This is a genomic window from Streptomyces sp. NPDC031670 (assembly GCF_055580545.1).
In genome coordinates, this window is sequence record NZ_JBVILC010000002.1 from 548,908 (window position 1) to 566,297 (window position 17,390).

The 17,390-nt window shown below is 72.3% G+C and carries 15 protein-coding genes and 1 tRNA gene; 10 read left to right on the top strand and 6 right to left on the bottom strand.

What is annotated here, in order from left to right:
* Positions 1-57: 57 nt before the first annotated feature.
* On the bottom strand, positions 58-1,554 hold the full coding sequence (locus tag ACZ5ID_RS06540) for a PP2C family protein-serine/threonine phosphatase (protein WP_468894227.1): 1,497 nt from the start codon (positions 1,552-1,554) through the stop codon (positions 58-60).
* Positions 1,555-1,977: 423 nt separating this feature from the next.
* On the opposite strand from ACZ5ID_RS06540, the gene ACZ5ID_RS06545 reads away from it, so the two are divergent.
* Both ACZ5ID_RS06545 and ACZ5ID_RS06550 read left to right on the top strand, forming a co-directional pair.
* Positions 1,978-2,661, top strand: coding sequence for a bifunctional DNA primase/polymerase (locus ACZ5ID_RS06545; RefSeq protein ID WP_468894006.1), 684 nt, complete (start codon positions 1,978-1,980; stop codon positions 2,659-2,661).
* 192 nt (positions 2,662-2,853) lie between these two features.
* Positions 2,854-3,504 carry a hypothetical protein gene (locus ACZ5ID_RS06550; RefSeq protein WP_468894008.1) on the top strand — a complete coding sequence of 217 codons (651 nt, stop codon included), beginning with the start codon at positions 2,854-2,856 and terminating at the stop codon, positions 3,502-3,504.
* Between the two features lie 218 nt (positions 3,505-3,722).
* Here ACZ5ID_RS06550 and ACZ5ID_RS06555 read toward each other — a convergent pair whose 3' ends face one another.
* The 3 genes from ACZ5ID_RS06555 to ACZ5ID_RS06565 form a co-directional block, all read right to left on the bottom strand.
* Positions 3,723-4,721, bottom strand: a complete 999-nt coding sequence (locus tag ACZ5ID_RS06555) for a DUF5926 family protein (protein ID WP_468894010.1) — start codon at positions 4,719-4,721, stop codon at positions 3,723-3,725.
* Positions 4,722-4,972: 251 nt separating this feature from the next.
* Positions 4,973-5,608, bottom strand: coding sequence for an ATP-binding protein (locus tag ACZ5ID_RS06560; protein ID WP_468894012.1), 636 nt, complete (start codon positions 5,606-5,608; stop codon positions 4,973-4,975).
* Positions 5,609-5,737: 129 nt separating this feature from the next.
* Positions 5,738-6,565, bottom strand: coding sequence for a glycerophosphodiester phosphodiesterase (locus tag ACZ5ID_RS06565; RefSeq protein ID WP_406551732.1), 828 nt, complete (start codon positions 6,563-6,565; stop codon positions 5,738-5,740).
* Between the two features lie 236 nt (positions 6,566-6,801).
* On the opposite strand from ACZ5ID_RS06565, the gene ACZ5ID_RS06570 reads away from it, so the two are divergent.
* Both ACZ5ID_RS06570 and ACZ5ID_RS06575 read left to right on the top strand, forming a co-directional pair.
* Positions 6,802-8,403: a S1C family serine protease gene (locus tag ACZ5ID_RS06570; RefSeq protein WP_468894015.1), complete on the top strand. Its 1,602-nt coding sequence runs from the start codon at positions 6,802-6,804 to the stop codon at positions 8,401-8,403.
* 132 nt (positions 8,404-8,535) lie between these two features.
* Positions 8,536-8,622, top strand: a tRNA-Ser gene (locus tag ACZ5ID_RS06575).
* Positions 8,623-8,741: 119 nt separating this feature from the next.
* Here the strand turns inward: ACZ5ID_RS06575 and ACZ5ID_RS06580 are convergent.
* Together ACZ5ID_RS06580 and ACZ5ID_RS06585 are read right to left on the bottom strand one after the other, a co-directional pair.
* Positions 8,742-9,878, bottom strand: coding sequence for a hypothetical protein (locus tag ACZ5ID_RS06580; RefSeq protein ID WP_468894017.1), 1,137 nt, complete (start codon positions 9,876-9,878; stop codon positions 8,742-8,744).
* A 354-nt stretch (positions 9,879-10,232) separates the two neighbouring features.
* Positions 10,233-11,321: a bifunctional DNA primase/polymerase gene (locus ACZ5ID_RS06585; protein WP_468894019.1), complete on the bottom strand. Its 1,089-nt coding sequence runs from the start codon at positions 11,319-11,321 to the stop codon at positions 10,233-10,235.
* A gap of 504 nt (positions 11,322-11,825) precedes the next feature.
* Between ACZ5ID_RS06585 and ACZ5ID_RS06590 the strand changes: the two genes are divergently transcribed.
* The 6 genes from ACZ5ID_RS06590 (at position 11,826) to ACZ5ID_RS06615 (ending at position 17,311) form a co-directional block, all read left to right on the top strand.
* Positions 11,826-12,131 carry a hypothetical protein gene (locus tag ACZ5ID_RS06590; protein ID WP_468894021.1) on the top strand — a complete coding sequence of 102 codons (306 nt, stop codon included), beginning with the start codon at positions 11,826-11,828 and terminating at the stop codon, positions 12,129-12,131.
* Between the two features lie 284 nt (positions 12,132-12,415).
* Positions 12,416-13,657 carry an acyl-CoA dehydrogenase family protein gene (locus ACZ5ID_RS06595; RefSeq protein ID WP_468894023.1) on the top strand — a complete coding sequence of 414 codons (1,242 nt, stop codon included), beginning with the start codon at positions 12,416-12,418 and terminating at the stop codon, positions 13,655-13,657.
* Complete coding sequence (locus ACZ5ID_RS06600; protein WP_468894025.1) at positions 13,658-14,677, top strand: bifunctional MaoC family dehydratase N-terminal/OB-fold nucleic acid binding domain-containing protein; 1,020 nt, start codon at positions 13,658-13,660, stop codon at positions 14,675-14,677.
* A complete protein-coding gene (locus tag ACZ5ID_RS06605; protein WP_468894027.1) occupies positions 14,677-15,735 on the top strand; it encodes an acyl-CoA dehydrogenase family protein in 1,059 nt (352 codons plus the stop codon). The genes ACZ5ID_RS06600 and ACZ5ID_RS06605 overlap by 1 nt, the downstream gene beginning before the upstream one ends.
* Positions 15,732-16,148 (top strand): MaoC family dehydratase, encoded by a 417-nt coding sequence (locus tag ACZ5ID_RS06610; protein ID WP_468894029.1) that lies wholly within the window; start codon positions 15,732-15,734, stop codon positions 16,146-16,148. Before ACZ5ID_RS06605 ends, ACZ5ID_RS06610 begins: the two co-directional genes overlap by 4 nt.
* Positions 16,145-17,311 carry a lipid-transfer protein gene (locus ACZ5ID_RS06615; protein ID WP_468894031.1) on the top strand — a complete coding sequence of 389 codons (1,167 nt, stop codon included), beginning with the start codon at positions 16,145-16,147 and terminating at the stop codon, positions 17,309-17,311. Before ACZ5ID_RS06610 ends, ACZ5ID_RS06615 begins: the two co-directional genes overlap by 4 nt.
* Positions 17,312-17,390 lie beyond the last annotated feature (79 nt).

Below are 17,390 nucleotides of genomic sequence, written 5' to 3' on the forward strand. Positions count from 1 at the left end.
CGGGCGGGTGGAAAAGGGTCCAGGGCCCTAGGACCTGTTACACCCCGTAGGCGACCGCTACGCGAAACGGGCCGCGAGCAGCACCACGTCCTCGGCGCCGCCCGAGGCGTCGAGCCCGTCCGGCAGCACGGTCCGCAGCACATGGTCGGCGATCGCGCCCGGGTCCTCGCGGGCGGCCCTGGGAACGCTCGCGGCGGCGGCGTGGAGGCGGGCGAAGGCCCGGTCCATCGGGTCGCCGGTGCGGTGGAGCAGCCCGTCGGTGTACAGCAGCACCGTTTCTCCGGGCGCGGGCTCGATCTCCACGCTCGGTGCCTCCCAGCACGCGAGCATCCCCAGCGGCGCGGAGAGCGAGGTCTCCACGTACTCGGTGCGGCGCTCGCCGACGATCAGCGGCGGCGTGTGCCCGGCCCCGGCGAGCACGATCTTGCGGCACGCGGGCTCGCAGTACGCGAAGAGGGCGGTCGCCGAGCGGGCCGGCTCGGTCAGCCGCAGCAGCAGTTCCAGGTCGGAGAGGACGGCGACCGGGTCCTCGCCCTCCATCACCGCGTACGCCCGCAGGCTGGCCCGCAGCCGGCCCATGGCGGCGACGGCGCTCGGACCGGACCCGGTGACGGAGCCGACCGCGAGGCCGAGCGCGCCCTCGGGCAGCGGCAGCGCGTCGTACCAGTCGCCGCCGCCGTGCGGCCCGGTGCGGTGGCGGGCGGCGAGCTGCACCCGGGTCACCCGGGGGAGCCTGCTCGGCAGCAGCTCCTCGGTGACGGTGGCCAGCCGGGTGCGCGCACGGTCCAGCTCGACCAATCGGTCGACGTGCTCGGCGGCCTGGCCCAGATAGAGCCCGATGAGATGGCGGCGGCGCTCGGCCGGCTCGGCGGGCTCGTCGTAGAGCCACACCACCGCGCCGAGGCGGACGCCCGCGTCGGTGGTGAGGGGGAGCGTGTAACTGGCCGCGTAGCCGAGCCGGGCGGCCACCTCGCGGTGGCGGAGGTCGGGGCCGCAGCCCGCCTCGCCGACCAGGTCCGAGCCGCCGTCGGCGCCGGGGAGGCCGTCGAGGATCCTGCCGTACGGGGTGGCGCTGCGCGGGACGGTCTCGATGTGGCCGAGGTCGGCGTGGGCGAGACCGAGGCCGGTGGTGACGGCCGGGCCGAGTCCGTCGGCGGGCTCCAGGACGACCAGGCCGCGGCGTGCGCCGACCAGCGCGGCACCGGCACGCAGCAGTTCGTCGAGGGCGTCGTCGAGCAGCGAGGTGCGGGCGAGGCGCTCGGTCAGCTCGTGCAGCGTGGTCAGGTCGGAGACCCACCCGGCCAGCCGGTCCTGGATCACTGCGCCAGGGGCTGCGGTGGTGACGGGGGCGGATGTGGGCAGAGGCGCGGAAGTGTGCGCGGGAGGCGGAACTGATGGATCGATTCCAGCCACTTTCGGCAGGTGCGGGGCGCTCATGGCAGTCGGCTTTCCGACCGGTCGGTTTCGCTCAATAGCATCGCAAACCCCCATGTCAATCTGCGCCGCCATCAATGCATCCAGATGTACACGCACAAGTAAGGGGATGTCCAGCATTGTCATGGCGAGATTATTGGTGTCCAAGGGGTGTTCAACTTGGCGGAAAATTGCCCCCCATGGCGCATCTCTGGGGTCGACTGAGGACGTTCAAGAGCGCGTCATATCGAGCGGGTTGGGTACGTACTCGGTGATGGCCAGGGGCAGTTGACGGTGTCCCGGAACCTGCCGGCGGGCCAGGGCGTCTTAGCAACCGACGGCCGCGCCCCCTCCCCGAGTGGCGGGGTTTTTTGCACAAGGGACGGCAAGCGCCACGCGCACGCCACCCCTCGCCATGCTTTTAATGGTCACAGCCCCCGCTCGGTCCTGACGGGTTACCCGTACCGCAGGCTCGCAGAGCTCAAAGATCATGTACGCGCAGTGAAGTGATGCACACATGGTGTGATGTGGACCTCGGCGTTCAACGGAAAGGAACGAGCGCTCATGCGCGAGATCCTCGGAAGGCGACGCAGGCTCCGGTTCCGGCGCAGTGAAACGGCTGCTCGGCTTGGCGCCGCGCTGACCTGCGCGACCGAGTGGAAATGGCCCGTACTCCCAGGTGTGGGACTCACGACGGCCAAAGGCCGCGGCGACCGGGCCCGCGGCTGCGCCTGTCCCGACCCCGAATGCGCCGTCCCGGGGGCGCACCCCTTCGACCCCGGTCTCCTGGCGGCCTCGACCGATGAACGCCTGGTGCGCTGGTGGTGGACCAACCGCCCGGCCGCACCGGTGCTCCTCGCCACGGGCGGCACGGCGCCGTGCGCGGTGAGCCTCCCGGCCGTCGCCGGGGCGCGGGCGCTCTCGGTCTTCGACGAGATGGGCATCCGGCTCGGCCCGGTGGTGGCGACGCCCACCCGGTGGTCGCTGCTGGTCGCTCCGTACTCGCTGGAACGGCTGGGGGACCTCCTCTACTCCAAGGACTGGGTGCCCAGTTCGCTCCGCTTCCACGGAGAGGGCGGATATCTGGTGCTGCCCCCGTCCGAGACGGGCAAGGGGCAGGTGCGCTGGGAGCGGGCCCCGCTGCCGGGATCGGCGAGGCCCTGGCTGCCGGATGTGGAGGCGGTGGTGGACGCGCTGGTCACGGCGGCGACCAGCGCACCGGACGGCGGGTCCCGGCTCGCGTACTGAGCCGGTCGCCCGGTCCGCGTACCAGGACAGCGAACAGGACGGCCGCCGAGTTCCCGTCGGGACCCGGTGTCACTCGTTCGGGTGCGAGAGCGCCCCAGATGTACGGGAAACGGGCGTGCGGGCGACCGGGCGCCCGCTTTCCGTCGCTATCTTCGGCCCACCGCAAGAATTACATGGGATGGGTGGGCCGCCGTGAACCTCCGCATGATCGGTATCGGGGCCGTGGTGGTGTTCGCGGTGCTGCTGCCGCTGGCGGCTTCGGCCGGTCCGGTCGAAGAGCCGGAACCTGCGGGCGCCGGGTCGGCGGGCGGCGATCCCGCCCCGTCCGACGCCACCCATGCCGATCCTGGCGTCCGCGACGAGGCGGCGCCCGGCTCCACGGGTTCCGAGCCCGAGTCCGGCGCCGGCCCCAGGTCCGTGCCGGAGGACGCGAAACAGGCGCCCCACGCGCGCGTGGCACGCGGACCCGCCGAGCCGGCCGCCCACTGCGGGCCGGAACTCGTCTCGCCCGACGGCATCGAGGCGCAGACCTGTGTGCTGACCGAGGCGCGCGACGCCTGGGCCCGCACCTACTACCGCAACGCCACGGGCGGACGGTTGCGCTCAGTGCTCACCCTGATGGGTCCGGGCGGCCACACCGTACAGATGAACTGTCCGGTCGGTACGGGAGATCAGCCGGAAGTATGCGAGACCCCGAGGGAGCCGGCGAGGGGAAAACCTGGCGCGTACTCGGCGGTCGCGGAGTTCGCCGGAACAAGCGAGGACGCGCCTCTTCTGCTGCGCTCCGGGTCCAATGCGCCCGACGGCGAGGCGGTCAACTCGGCGGGGGCCACGGCTCGTTGAGCGGCAGACGGCCACGTGGGCGCGTGCGGCGAACCGTAAGAGGAAATGGAAGGGCCCGGTCGCTGGCGACGGGGGATGCACCAGCGACCGGGCTCTTAGAACGGTAACAAGAGATCTGTCATTCGCAAATTCGATCTCGGTTATTCGGACACCGATTTATCTGCGACTACCGGGAGTTGTGACGCGAGTCACCCGTCCCGTGACAGTGACCGTCACGCTCAGCTCAGGGTCACCTGGCGGTTGGTGAGCCCGCCCCGCGCCCGGCGCTCCTCCGGGGTGAGCGGAGTCTCGTCCGCCAGCGCCGCCGCCAGCCGCTCGGCGAACGCGGCGGCCGGCTTCTCGCACTCCTCCGCCGTCATCGCGCTCGGCAGGTCCCAGACCGGAACCGTCAGACCGTGCGCGCGGAAGGAGCCCACCAGCCGGGTGCCCTCGCCGAGCGAGGAGGTGCCGGCCGCGTGCAGCCGGGCGAGCGCGTCCAGAAGGCGCTCCTCCGGGTGCGGCATGACCCACCGCAGGTGGTTCTTCTCCGGCGTCTCGCACCAGTAGGACGAGTCGACCGACGTGAGCCGTACGGTCGGGATGGCGGCGGCGTTGGCGCGCTCCAGGGAGGCGGTCACCTCGGGGGTGATGTTCTCCGTGCCTTCTTCGTCCCGCACCCAGAACTCGAAGCCGCTGTGCACGGCGGGCTCGAACGCGGCGGCCGGGTCCAGCAGGTCCTGGAGCCGGGGGCCCTGCGGGTCGACGCGCTGGGCGGCGACCGGCGTACCCGGCTCCGCCGTCAACGCGCGCGTGAGCGTGTCCGCGAGGTCGCGGCTGATGTCGCCGGACGGCGTGTCGTTCTGCAGGCCGAGCAGCACCGAGCCGTCGTCGCGGCGCAGCGCGGGCCACGCCATGGGCAGCACGGTCGCGAGCGTCACCGACGGAACGCCCTCGGGCAGCCCGTCCTTCAGGGTGAGTTCGACGGTCGCGGCCGGCACCAGCTCGCGCAGCGCGACCCAGTCGCACTCGCCCGCCAGGCCCTCGAACGGGCGCTGGACCAGCTCGGTCACGGCGTGCGAGGCGGCCCGGCCGTGGCAGGCCTTGTAGCGGCGGCCCGAGCCGCACGGGCAGGGCTCGCGGGCTCCGACGACCGGAACCTCGACATCGGTGCCTGCGGCGCCGGCCCCGTTCCTGCGCTGTGGCGCTGCGGCCTTCGTCTGGGGGCGCTTCTTGGCCATGGTGTGGCTCTCCCGACTGCGGTGGTGCGGTGTCGCTGTGTCGGGCGCGAGCCTAGTCGTACCGGTCGGGATACGGCGTACGGCTCGGTGCAAGTCGCGGGGAGCGGCGTGGGAGCGGTGCGGGAGCGGTGCGGGGATCAGGGAGCCCCGCACGGCTCCGTCCCGGTCCGGATCGCCCACGGGACCCGGGGACCTCCCCTCGATCCAGCCGCCGGACGACGGCACTCGGCCCGCCCCCCCGGCCGGAGTGCTCAGTCCAGTTCGTCGAAGACGTCCGCGAACTCCAGGCTCGGCAGCGCCACGCGCGCGACGAAGTCCTCCGGGGAGGGGCCGCGGCCGGTGTCGCACCCCTGCACACGGTCGTACCCGGCGGTGATGATCACCCACACGGTGACCTCGCCGGACGCGCTGTCGCGTACGCCCCAGTCCTGGGCGAGCGCGCTGATGATGTTCAGACCGCGGCCCCCGCGCGCGGTGACGGAAGGCGTGGCCGGAATCGGACGGGTCGGGCCGCCGCCGTCGGTCACCTCGACCGTCAGCCGCCCCGCCTTGTCGACCTGCCAGGCGGCCCGGACGTCCCCGTCGCCCACGTCCGCGCGCCCCAGCGGTCTGCCGTGCCGGCAGGCGTTGCTGAGCAGTTCGGAAAGGACCAGAACGGCATCGTCCACCACCGGCTCGGACACTCCGCTGCCGAGCAGCTGCTCGCGCATCCGGTGTCGTGCCTTGCCCACGCCCGCAGGACCGTGGGGCACGGCCATGCTCGACGACGTGGGCACCTCCTGTGCCACCACCAACGCCACCCCCGAGACCTCCTTCACCCCACGCCACGGTGTGAATGCCCCAATGGACTGGACCGGAAACCGGCCAACCGGCGTCCGGTGACGCACTCGTCACGCCCGAACACGGACCGAACGCGCCGGTGCACTCCCTGTCACCGGTGTGACTGGTGACACGGGTGGGGAGGCAGGCCACGGAAGTGGCGCTTCCAGAAGCCTCAGTGGCCTCCGGCGACTGCCTCAGAGGCGGCCCAGCTGGTGCAGGACCTGCTTCGGACGGTTGGTGATGATGGCCTCCACCCCGAGGCGTACGCACAGTTCGACGTCCTCCGGATCGTTCACCGTCCAGACGTGGACCTGGTGGCCGGCCGCGTGCAACCGGTCGATGTAGCCCGGGTGGTTGCGGACGATCCGCATGCCGGGACCCGCGATCCGCGCGCCCGCGGGCAGCCGTCCGTCCCGCAGCCGGGGCGAGAGGAACTGCATCAGGTAGACGGTCGGGATGTCCGGCGAGGCGGCGGCGACACGGTGCAGGGAGCGCGCGGAGAAGCTCATGATCCGTACCGGCGAGGTCTCGCCGTCGGGCGGCGGGTCCGCCAGCCCGAACCGCTTGAGCAGGTGGAGCAGCCGCTCCTCGACCTGCCCGGCCCAGCGGGTGGGGTGCTTGGTCTCGATGGCCAGCTCGACTCGCCGGCCCGCGTCGGCGACCAGCGAGAGGAGCCGTTCCAGGGTCAGGACGGAGGTGAAGGACGGGTCGCCCCAGTCCGGGCTCTCCTCGCTGTCCTTCCAGGAGCCGAAGTCGAGGGCCGAGAGCTCGGAGAGCTCCAGCGCGGAGACGGCGCCGCGGCCGTTGGAGGTCCGGTTGACGCGGCGGTCGTGGACGCAGACGAGGTGGCCGTCGGCGGTGAGCCGGACGTCGCACTCAAGGGCGTCCGCGCCGTCCTCGATCGCCTTCATGTACGCGGCGAGGGTGTGCTCGGGCGCGTCCTCGGAGGCGCCGCGGTGGGCGACCACCTGGATCGAGGCCCGGTGGGGCGTATGACTGTCGTGCTGCCGTGCTTGGGTCACCGCGTCATCGTGCCACTGCGGCGGGGTGCGGGGGCGGCTTGCGGGTGGGAGCACGAATACACAGCTCCTGCTTACAGTGGCCTGACAGCTTGTGGGAAAAGCTGAGCGCTGACATGTGCACACGTCCGCACCGTGCGATACGCGATTGTCGGACCCCTGACGCACCATGGTCGGTGTCGCGTCCCCAGCCGAACCATACCGACCCCGAGACTGAGTGGAACCGAGGAGAGAGAGCTGTGAGCACCGAGAACGAGGGCACCGCGGTCCCGGCCGTCCCGCCTGCCCCGTCATCAGCACCGCCCGCGCCTCCCGCCCCTCCCGTGATGTCCGAGGGGGCCGCGGCGCCGTCCCACAGGGCCGAGCACGACATGCCGCAGGCCCCGTCGGCGCCGCCCGCCGCCGAACCGGCCGCCACGCACGCGATGGCGGAGTCCGGTGCCGCGTACGCCGGGTCCCCGTCCCCGCACGCGACGCCGGAGCCGAAGGCCGCGCCGGAGGCGGCGAGCGGGCAGGACCCGGCCGCCGCGCACGGGGCGGCGCCCGGTCCGGCCACCGCGCAACTGCCCGGCCCGGTCCCGGCCGAGCCGCCGCACGGCGGGGCGCCCGCCGCTCACCCGCAGGGCGCCGACGGCTGGCCCACGCCCCCGCCCGCGCTGCCCGCGTACGGCGGCGGAGGCGGCGGCCCGGTCTGGGGCGCGCCCGCACCCGAGCCGCAGCGTCCGCGCCGCCGCGGCGGCCTGATCGCCGCCGTCCTGGTGGCCGCGCTGGTCGCGGGTGGCGTCGGCGGCGCCATCGGTTACTGGGCGGCGGACCGCGAGGACGGCTCCGACGGGTCGACCACGGTCTCGGCGTCCGACACCCCCAAGGACTTCAAGCGCGAACCGGGCACGGTCGCGGCGGTCGCCGCCAAGGCGCTGCCGAGCGTCGTGACGATCGAGGCGCAGGGCGGTGACGGCGAGGGCGGCACCGGCACGGGCTTCGTCTACGACAGGGAAGGCCACATCGTCACCAACAACCACGTGGTGGCGTCGGCCGCCAGCAGCGGCAAGCTGACGGCGACCTTCTCCAACGGCAAGAAGTACGACGCCGAGGTGGTCGGCCGCGCGCAGGGCTACGACGTAGCGGTCATCAAGCTCAAGAACGCCCCTTCCAACCTGGTCCCGCTCGCTCTCGGCAACTCCGACCAGGTCGCCGTCGGCGATTCGACGATCGCGATCGGCGCGCCCTTCGGCCTCTCCAACACGGTCACCACGGGCATCATCAGCGCCAAGAACCGGCCGGTGTCCTCCAGCGACGGCGCCAACTCCAAGGCGTCGTACATGAGCGCCCTGCAGACCGACGCCTCGATCAACCCGGGCAACTCGGGCGGCCCGCTGCTCGACGCGCGCGGTGCGGTCATCGGCATCAACTCGGCCATCCAGTCGGCCGGCAGCGGCGGTTTCGGCCAGTCGCAGGCGGGCTCCATCGGCCTGGGCTTCGCGATCCCGGTCAACCAGGCGAAGAACGTGGCGGAGCAGCTCATCAAGACGGGCAAGCCGGTCTACCCGGTTATCGGCGCGACCGTCGCCATGGACCAGAAGGGCCAGGGCGCCAAGATCTCCCCGCAGGCGTCCGGCGGCAGCGCGGCCGTGGTGTCCGGCGGCCCGGCCGACAAGGCGGGCCTCAAGCCCGGCGACGTCATCACCAAGTTCGGCGACACGGTGATCGACAGCGGCCCGACGCTGATCAGCGAGATCTGGACGCACAAGCCGGGCGACCAGGTCCAGCTGACGTACCAGCGCGACGGCAAGGAGGCGACGGTCACGGTCACCCTGGGCGAGCGCATGGGCGACAGCTGACCGCGCCGCCCACCCGGCGAACTCGGCCCCGGCGACGGAGGCCTGTCCATCCCCCGGCAGGCCTCCGCACCACGATGACGCCTCCGCTAGGCTGTAGCAGCCCCGCCGCCGGTCGCTCCGGGACGGGGCGAGGGTGGGTTGCCCGAGCGGCCTAAGGGAACGGTCTTGAAAACCGTCGTGGCAGCGATGTCACCGTGGGTTCAAATCCCACACCCACCGCGTGCGCGGGTCGTACGACCCGTCACCCCGTGAAAAAGAGGTGCCCCCGGAAATCCGGGGGCACCTCTTTTTCGTTCCGGGGCGCCCCGTCAGGTTGAGGCGCCCCGAGCCGTGCGGGTTCAGATACGGCCGGCGGTGCGGCGGCGGCGCAGCAGGGCGAAGCCGGCGGCGCCGAGGGCGGCGATGCCCGTGCCGGCCGCGTACAGCGCGGTCCTGTCGGTGCCCTCGTCCTTGATCTCGGCACCGGCGGCGACCGCGCCCTTGGGCATGGTCCGGTTCCCCGCCGCCTGGGCGGACGCGGCCGGGGCGGGCGTGGTGGCGGTCGAGGCCGGGGTCGTCGTCTTCGCTGTCGTGCAGCCCTTGGGCAGGGGCGGGAACGCGGTCATGACGTAGGGGACGTTGACGCCGCCCTGGGTGCGCTGGCCCAGCGTCGGCGTCGCGGTGCGCGCACCGACGATCTTGATGCCGGAGCCGCCGTCGTTCGGGTGCGCGCGGTCCACGCTGCTGACGACCTTGAGGCCGCCGTCGCGCAGCTGGGCCTTCGGTCCCGCCGGGCCGTTGGTCAGCTTCACCGAGAGGCCCCGGCCGAAGACGCTGGGGACGATCCGGGTCACGGTGCAACCGGAGCGCGTGGCGCTGAACTCCGAGAGGAGCTTGCCGGTGGAGCTGTTGAGGACCACGTGCATCCCGTGTACGTACGCGTCGACGTCGTCGCCCACCGCCACGGTCTCCAGGATCTTGTCCGCATGCCCCTTGGAGACGAACTCGGCCCGGTAGTGCCCGCTGGAGAACTTGTGGACGGCGACCTTCTCGCCGTTGACCATCGTGTACGAGGCGTCGCCGCCCAGGTCGGCGCCGCAGCCCGCGGGAAGCTTGGGGAACGGGGTGTTCTTCGCCGCGTGCTCACCGCCCTCGACCCACTGGGAGAACGTCGGAACGACCGTGCTGGTTCCCATGATGGCGATACCGGCCGTCATGTCCTTCGTACGGGACTTGTCGACCGTGGCGACGATCTTGCCTTTGCCGTCCTTGAGTTCGGCCTTCGGCCCCGACTGGACGCGGTTGGTGAGCGTGACCGACAGGCCCTTACGTACCGAGGGGATGGTCGCGACCGACGTGCACTTCTCGGGGGCGGTCGCCGCCGAGCCGTTCGGAGTGGCGGCCGACGCGGCGGACGGGGTGAGGAGGGCCCCGGCGAGTGCGGCGGTGGCGATCGCGGCGTGGATGGTGACGCGACGGGAGGTGTAGGTCGACATGAACGACTCCATGCTGCTGATCGGCCATCTGGGCCGGAGTGAGTGAGGAGGGTGGAGAGTCGCAATGCCGCCCCCTCTGTCGGGTGGGGCCGTTGAGGCTGGGCGGTGGCTGCAGAAGGAAATCTATGCAGGGGCTGTGCGGGAATCGTCCATGCCCTGTCACGGGAGTGTGACAGGGGATCAGTTTGCTGCCGGGGGCCGGTGGTGGGCGCCGGTGGCCGAGTCATCGATGGTGTGCGGTGTGTGGCGGGGGCGGATACGGGTCGCCGGGGCCCTCAGGAAGGCAGCCGTGTAAGGGGCCCTGGTCCATGGGCAGCGCCCCTTACGCATACGTACGTTGCCGCCGCCGCGCCCTCAGTACGCCGTCGTCAGCCGTGCCGCGGACGCGATCGTCGCCCGGGCCTCCCTCTCCGTGAGGCCGGTCCGGACCGCGGCGGCGGTGAGGCGGTCGGCCAGGGCGTCGCCGATGCCGTTCTCGTAGGCGCGGCAGGCCGCCCAGAAGAGGCGGGTGTTCCGCTGGCCCTCATGGGCGGCGAGGACGAACTGCACCAGTCCATGGCCGCGGTCCGTGCCGTGCGCCCGGTGATGACGGGCGCGCGCCGGGGGCGTGAGCAGATCGAGGAGTGCGCCGGGGCAGGGGGCGGGCGCCAGATGGGCCGTGCCCGGGGCGAGCCGGTAGACGCCGTGGCTGGTCAGCGAGCCGGGCCCGACCAGATAGCCGCCCGCGCCGCGCACATCGATGCCGGGCGCGAGTCGGCTCGCGGAGTTGGGGACGACCCGGTCGGGCGGGCCCGTGAGCCAGATGTGCCGTCCCCCGCTCGGTGTGATCACGACGACGGTCTCGGGGATCGTGAACAGGTGCCGGAGCGCCAGGTGTTGGAGGGCCGCGACGGACTCGGGCGGTGGATCGGCCGTGAGCGGTGTGAAGGACGACGGCGGTGATGGCCGCACCGCCCCCGGGACGCGCTGGGGCGGGACCGCCGCCCCTCTCGTCGCCCCTGCGCGCGCGTCCACGGCGTCTGCCGAACCCGGGCCCACCGCCGTCCCCATCCGCCCGTCGGCCCGCCCCGGCTCGGCCCGCTTCGGTTCGGCCCGCCCCGGCTCGGCCCCCTCCGGCTCGGTCTGACCCGGCTTCATCGTGTCCAGGTCGATGCCGATGAGGTGGTGCGGCGGGCGGCCACAGGCGATGCCGTACCCGGTGGCCCAGGGCGCGGCGGCGAAGAGCGCGCGTACGGCTGCCGGGTCCGTGGTCGCGTCGTGCACCCCGTGCCCCGGCAGCCCGCACTCGCCCCGGCAGAGCGCGGGCTGCGGCTCGTCGTGGTGCGGGGAGCGCAGCGCGGGGAGCTTCGAACGGGACAGCGGGATGACGGGGAGCCCGCGCTCGGCGACGGAGAGAGCGTGGGCGAGGGCCAGGGTGGAGGCATGCCGGTCGATGGTGGCCATGTCTTCTATGTTCGTACGAGTGTTCGAAAAAGGGAAGCGCGAAACGTTCCGAGTTCGGATGGCGGCGGAGAGTGATCGGCGGGTGTGCGGGATGGGGAGGAGAGGGAGTCGTCGCGTGACCGGAAATGAGGGCTTGGTCTGGGCGGACGCCGATTTGGGCGGGGTGGAAGGTGGTCGTGTGGCGTGCGGGAAACGGGTGCCTGGCACCTCCGTGACGGCGGAGTGACGCGGAAGTTTGGCCGAAAGTGTGCTGAAACGCTTCTCCTTCCTGGTCGGCCGGTGCGCGGCGTGGCGTGCCCGCGTCGGAAGACCCCTTTTGGGGCTGAGAAAGCAAGTTGGTGGTTTATCGACAAGTCCTCACGCTTGCGGGCGAAACGCGACGACTTGGCTGGTTCGCCGGGGATTCGGTGGGCAACTCTGATGACGCGACGTCGCAGCAGCGTCCGGGGCGGTCGGCCAACTTCCCTGGAACAAGCCGTACTTCTGGTTCCTGGAGGAAAAGACATGGCAAGCATCCGCACCGCCCGCGTCATCGCCGCCGTCGCCGCCCTGCCTCTCGCCGTGGGGCTCTTCACCGGAGTCGCCACCGCGGACAACGGCTCCTTTGCGGACCACGGATCGAACGCGGCAGTGGCGACCATCAGCGGGAGCGGGGTCGGACACAACAACAACGGGAACTCGTCCACCACACAGCAGCAGGCTGTGGGTTCGGGCGCCTCGAACCAGAGCAACACCGCCCAGGTGAACGGCTCCGCCTTCACGGCGATCCGTCAGGACAACGTGTCGGTCAACTTCACCAACCTCTGGTGAGCCGGGGGCCCTCGGGGTCGGGGTCAGTGGGGTGAACGACTGCCCGGGCGGTGGCGCTGTGGCGCTGCCGCCCGGGCAGTCGTGTGTCCGGGAGGCGTAGGGCGGGGCGGGGTACGCGGCCCCGCGTGTGCTCACGCGCGCGTAGAGGCGTGAGCTCGCGGGGGGGCGTGGGCTCGCGCGTACTGGCGTGAGCGCGGGCGCGGGCATTGACACCGACACGGTTTCTGACGGACAGTCAGAAACCCTGACTCGTAGCGTATGTCCGGACCCCGGAGGCCGCCGTCGTGCACCTCGCCCCGACCGAACGCCAGCAGCGCCTGCGTGCCGAACTCCGCTCGTACTTCCGTACGGTCATGGCGCAAGACGCGGGTCTCCCGGAGGCCTCGCGGACAGGCGATCGGGAGGACGACGCCCCCGCGAACCCTGCCTCGACCGACACCGACACCGACACCGGCTCCGACCCCGCGGCGCAACGTGCCCTGCTCCGCCGTATCGGGGCCGACGGGATGCTCGGGCTCGGCTGGCCCGTGGAGTACGGCGGTCAGGGGCGCGGGCCCGACGAGCAGTTCGTCTTCTTCGACGAGGCGTACCGCGCCGGCGCCCCCGTCTCGATGGTCACGCTCAACACGGTCGGGCCGACTCTGATGCGCTACGGGACCGAGGAGCAGAAAGCGTTCTTCCTGCCCCGGATCCTCGCCGGCGAGCTCGTCTTCGCCATCGGTTACAGCGAACCGGAGGCCGGGACGGACCTCGCCTCGCTGCGCACCCGGGCCGTACGGGACGGTGAGGACTGGCTGATCGACGGCCAGAAGATCTTCACCTCCAACGCCCAGAACGCCGACTGGATCTGGCTCGCCTGCCGTACGGACCCGGCGGCCCCCAAGCACCGGGGTATCTCGATCATCCTGGTCCCGACCGACGCGCCCGGTTTCTCCTGGACCCCGATCCGGACCGTGGGTGACCTGACGACGACGGCCACGTACTACGACGGGATCCGCGTGCCGGCCGGGAACCTGGTCGGCGAGGAGAACGGCGGATGGGGTCTGATCACCAGCCAGCTCAACCACGAGCGGGTCGCGCTCGCCGCGATCGGCATGCAGGCCGAGGCGTTCTTCGAGGTGGCGCTGGCTCGGGCCCGTACCCCCGATCCGGTGACCGGGCGGCGCAGGGTTGACGAGCCCTGGGTGCGTTCCAGGATCGCCGAGACGCATGCCCGGCTGGCTGCGAATCGCCTGCTCAACTGGCGTTTGGTGGGGGCTGTGGAGGCCGGTGCGCCGGCCCCCGGGGACGCCAGCGGCGTGAAGTTCGCGGGAACGGAATCGGCGGTCGAGACGTATCGAATGTGCCAGGAGATCGTGGGGGAGACGGCGCTGGTGCGGGGCGGGTCGCCGGGCGCCGTGGGGGACGGGGAGCTGGAACGGATGAACCGCGCGGCACAGATCAACACGTTCGGGGGCGGGGTGAGCGAGGTGCAGCGGGAGATCGTCGCGACGATGCGGCTCGGGATGAAGAGGGGGCGGAGGTAGATGAGCGAGGACGTGTCCGCGCCCTCACGGGGGCGCGTCGCGGGCGGGGACGAGCAGTCCGCTCGCCCGGACCGGGGCGGGCTGTACGGACGCCTGAAGGCGTACGAGGGGAGGTCGGCGGCGCGCGAGGGCGTCGGCAAGGACCTGGTCAACGAGCCGATGATCAGGCACTGGTGCGAGGCCATGGGCGACACCAACCCGGCCTACCGGGGACCGGACGCGATCGCGCCGCCCACCATGCTCCAGGCCTGGACGATGGGCGGCCTCTCCGGGCACCCGGACCGCTCGGGCGCCCACGACGAGCTGTTCGCCCTGCTCGACGGCGCCGGTTTCACCTCGGTGGTCGCGACCGACTGCGAGCAGGAGTACCTGCGGGAGCTGCGCCCGGGCGACCGGATCACCTATGACGCGGTGATCGAGACGGTCTCGGACCGGAAGACCACCAAGCTGGGGACGGGCCACTTCGTCACCACGCGCATGGACGTCCGGGCGAACGGGGAGCTCGCGGGCACCCACCGCTTCCGGATCCTCAAGTACGCCCCGGCGCGCCGCACACTCGGGGGCCGGCGCCCGAGACCGGTCGTCAACCGGGACAACGCCGGATTCTGGGACGGAGTCGCCGCCCACAAGCTGCTGATCCAGCGCTGCACCGGCTGCGGCGAGCTGCGCTTCCCCTGGCTGCCGGGGTGCAACGGCTGCGGGGCGGCCGAATGGGACACGGTGGAGGCGAGCGGCACCGGGACGGTGTTCTCGTACGTGGTGATGCACCACCCCCGCTTCCCCGGGTTCGCCGAGCCCGGCACCGACGGGGGCGACAGGGCCGACGGGGGCGACGGGGGCGACGCGGCGGCGCCCTACGCGGTCGGGCTGATCGAGCTGGCCGAAGGCGTGCGGATGATCAGCAACGTGGTGGGGGTGGCGTACGACAAGGTGCGCATCGGGATGCCCGTGCGCCTGGAGTTCCTCCGGGTGGACGAGGAGCTGGAACTGCCGGTGTTCCGAGGGGGTGAGGGTGGCTGATGGACTTCACCCCCACCGAGGAGGGGTCGGCGGTCCGTGAGCTGGCCGGGGAGATCTTCGGCGACCTCTCCACCCATGAACGCCTCACCGCCGCCGGGACCGGGACGGACACCGAGCTGTGGAAGACCCTGTGCGGTGCGGGGCTGCCCGCGGCCGTCGAGGAGACGGGGCTGCTCGGGCTGGTCCTCGCCCTGGAGGAGCAGGGCCGGACCACCGCCCAGGTGCCGTTCGCGGCGAGCTGTGTCTACGGAGTCCTGGCGCTGGCCGCCCACGCCTCCCCGGACCAGCGCGACCGGCTGCTCCCCTCCTTGAGGGACGGCACGGCGGTGGCGGCCGGCGCCTTCCCCTCGCACGGCGGAGTGCGGGCCTCGGCCGAGGGCGGCCCGACGGGGGAGCTGACCGGAGTGGTGCCGGTGGTCCCCTGGCTCCGGGATGCCACGCATGTGCTGGTGGCGGACGCGGACCGGGCGCTGTGGTGGATACGGACGGGAGCACCGGGGACGGAGGCGGAACCGGTCGAGACGACGGCGCCGTGGTCGGCCGGCCGCCTCACGCTCTCGGGAGCGCGGGGCGAGCGGATCGGCGGTCCGGGTCCGGGCGCCTACGACGACGTGCTGGCGACCGCCCGTACCGCCTTCGCCGGACTGCAGACGGGGGTGTGCGCCGGGTCGCTGGCAAGGGCGGTGGCGCACACCAACACCCGTGAGCAGTTCGGCCGGCCGCTCGCCACCAACCAGGCGGTCCAGCTGAGGGCGGCCGACGCGTACATGGACACCGAGGCGATACGGGTGACCTCGTACGAGGCGGCCTGGCGGCGCGACCGTGCGCTGCCGTACCGCACGCACGCGCTGACGGCCGCCTGGTGGGCGTCCGAGGCGGGCAGGAGGGTCGTCCACGCGGGCCAGCATCTGCACGGCGGGCTCGGCGCGGACCTGGAGCACCCGGTGCACCGGCACTTCCTCTGGGGACGTCAGATCGACGCGTATCTGGGGTGCGGCGCCGAAATCCTGGCGGAGCTGGGCGGATTGATCGTCGAGGGAGAGGAGGACGCGGCATGAAGGCGGGAGACGAGCTGCCACCGCTGGAGATCCCGGTCACCCGGACACTGATCGTCGCCGGGGCCGTGGCCTCCCGCGACTACCAGGACGTGCACCACGACGCGGTGCTCGCCCAGGAGAAGGGGTCCCCGGACATCTTCATGAACATCCTGACCACCAACGGCCTGGTCGGGAGGTACATCACCGATCACTTCGGCCCCGAGGCGCGGTTGCGTGCGGTGCGGATACGGCTGGGGGCGCCCAACCATCCCGGGGACACCATGACGTTGACGGGCACGGTCACCGCCGTGGAGGGCGGCACGGCCGAGGTGCGGGTGGTGGGGGCGAACCGGCTGGGCCACCACGTCACCGGGACCGTCACGGTCGCCCTCCCCCGGGCCGGGACGGGCGGCGCCGGGGAGGTGGCGTCATGAGTGTGCGGCGGGCCGACTCGCTCGGAGGGAAGGCGGCGATCGTCGGGATAGGGGCCACCGAGTTCTCCAAGGACTCGGGCCGCAGCGAGCTGAAGCTCGCCGTGGAGGCGGTGCGTGCCGCGCTCGACGACGCGGGGCTCACCCCCGACGACGTCGACGGCATGGTCACCTTCACCATGGACACCAGCCCGGAGATCACCGTGGCGCAGGCGGCCGGCATCGGCGAGCTGTCGTTCTTCTCGCGGATCCACTACGGCGGCGGGGCCGCGTGCGCGACGGTCCAGCAGGCCGCGCTGGCGGTGGCCTCGGGGGTGGCGGAAGTGGTCGTCTGCTACCGGGCGTTCAACGAGCGCTCGGGGCGGCGGTTCGGGTCCGGGGTGCGCCACCGGGAGCCGTCCGCCGAGGGCGCGGCGCTCGGCTGGTCGCTGCCGTTCGGGCTGCTCACCCCGGCTTCCTGGGTCGCCATGGCCGCGCAGCGCTATCTGTACACGTACGGTCTGACGCCCGAGGCGTTCGGACAGGTGGCGGTCGTCGACCGGCGGCATGCGGCGACCAACCCGGCGGCGTACTTCTACGGCAGGCCGATCACGCTCGCGGACCATGCCGCCTCGCGGTGGATCGTGGAGCCGCTGCGGCTCCTGGACTGCTGCCAGGAGACGGACGGCGGTCAGGCGCTCGTCGTCACCACCGCCGAGCGGGCGCGTGACCTGTGCCGCCCGCCCGCCGTGATCACCGCAGCCGCGCAGGGGGCGGGCCGCAGACAGGAGGGGATGACGAGTTTCTACCGGGACTCCCTGACGGGGCTGCCCGAGATGGGGGTGGTGGCGCGCCAGCTGTGGCGGACGTCCGGACTCACCCCGGCGGAGGTCGACGTGGCGATCCTGTACGACCACTTCACCCCGTTCGTGCTGATGCAGCTGGAGGAGTTCGGGTTCTGCGAGCCGGGGACGGCGGCGGACTTCGTGGCGGCGGACGCGTTGCCGCTGAACACGCACGGGGGGCAGTTGGGGGAGGCGTATCTGCACGGGATGAACGGGATAGCGGAGGCGGTGCGTCAGGTCAGGGGCCTGGCGGTCAATCAGATACCGGGCGTCGGGCGGGTGCTCGTGACGGCCGGGACGGGCGTTCCGACCTCGGGTCTGATCCTGAGCGCGGACGGCTGAACCTCCGCACACGGAAGGATGATCCTGGCCACGGACGGCTGAGACACGGAGCCGAGCGGTGGCCGACCGGAGCTGACGG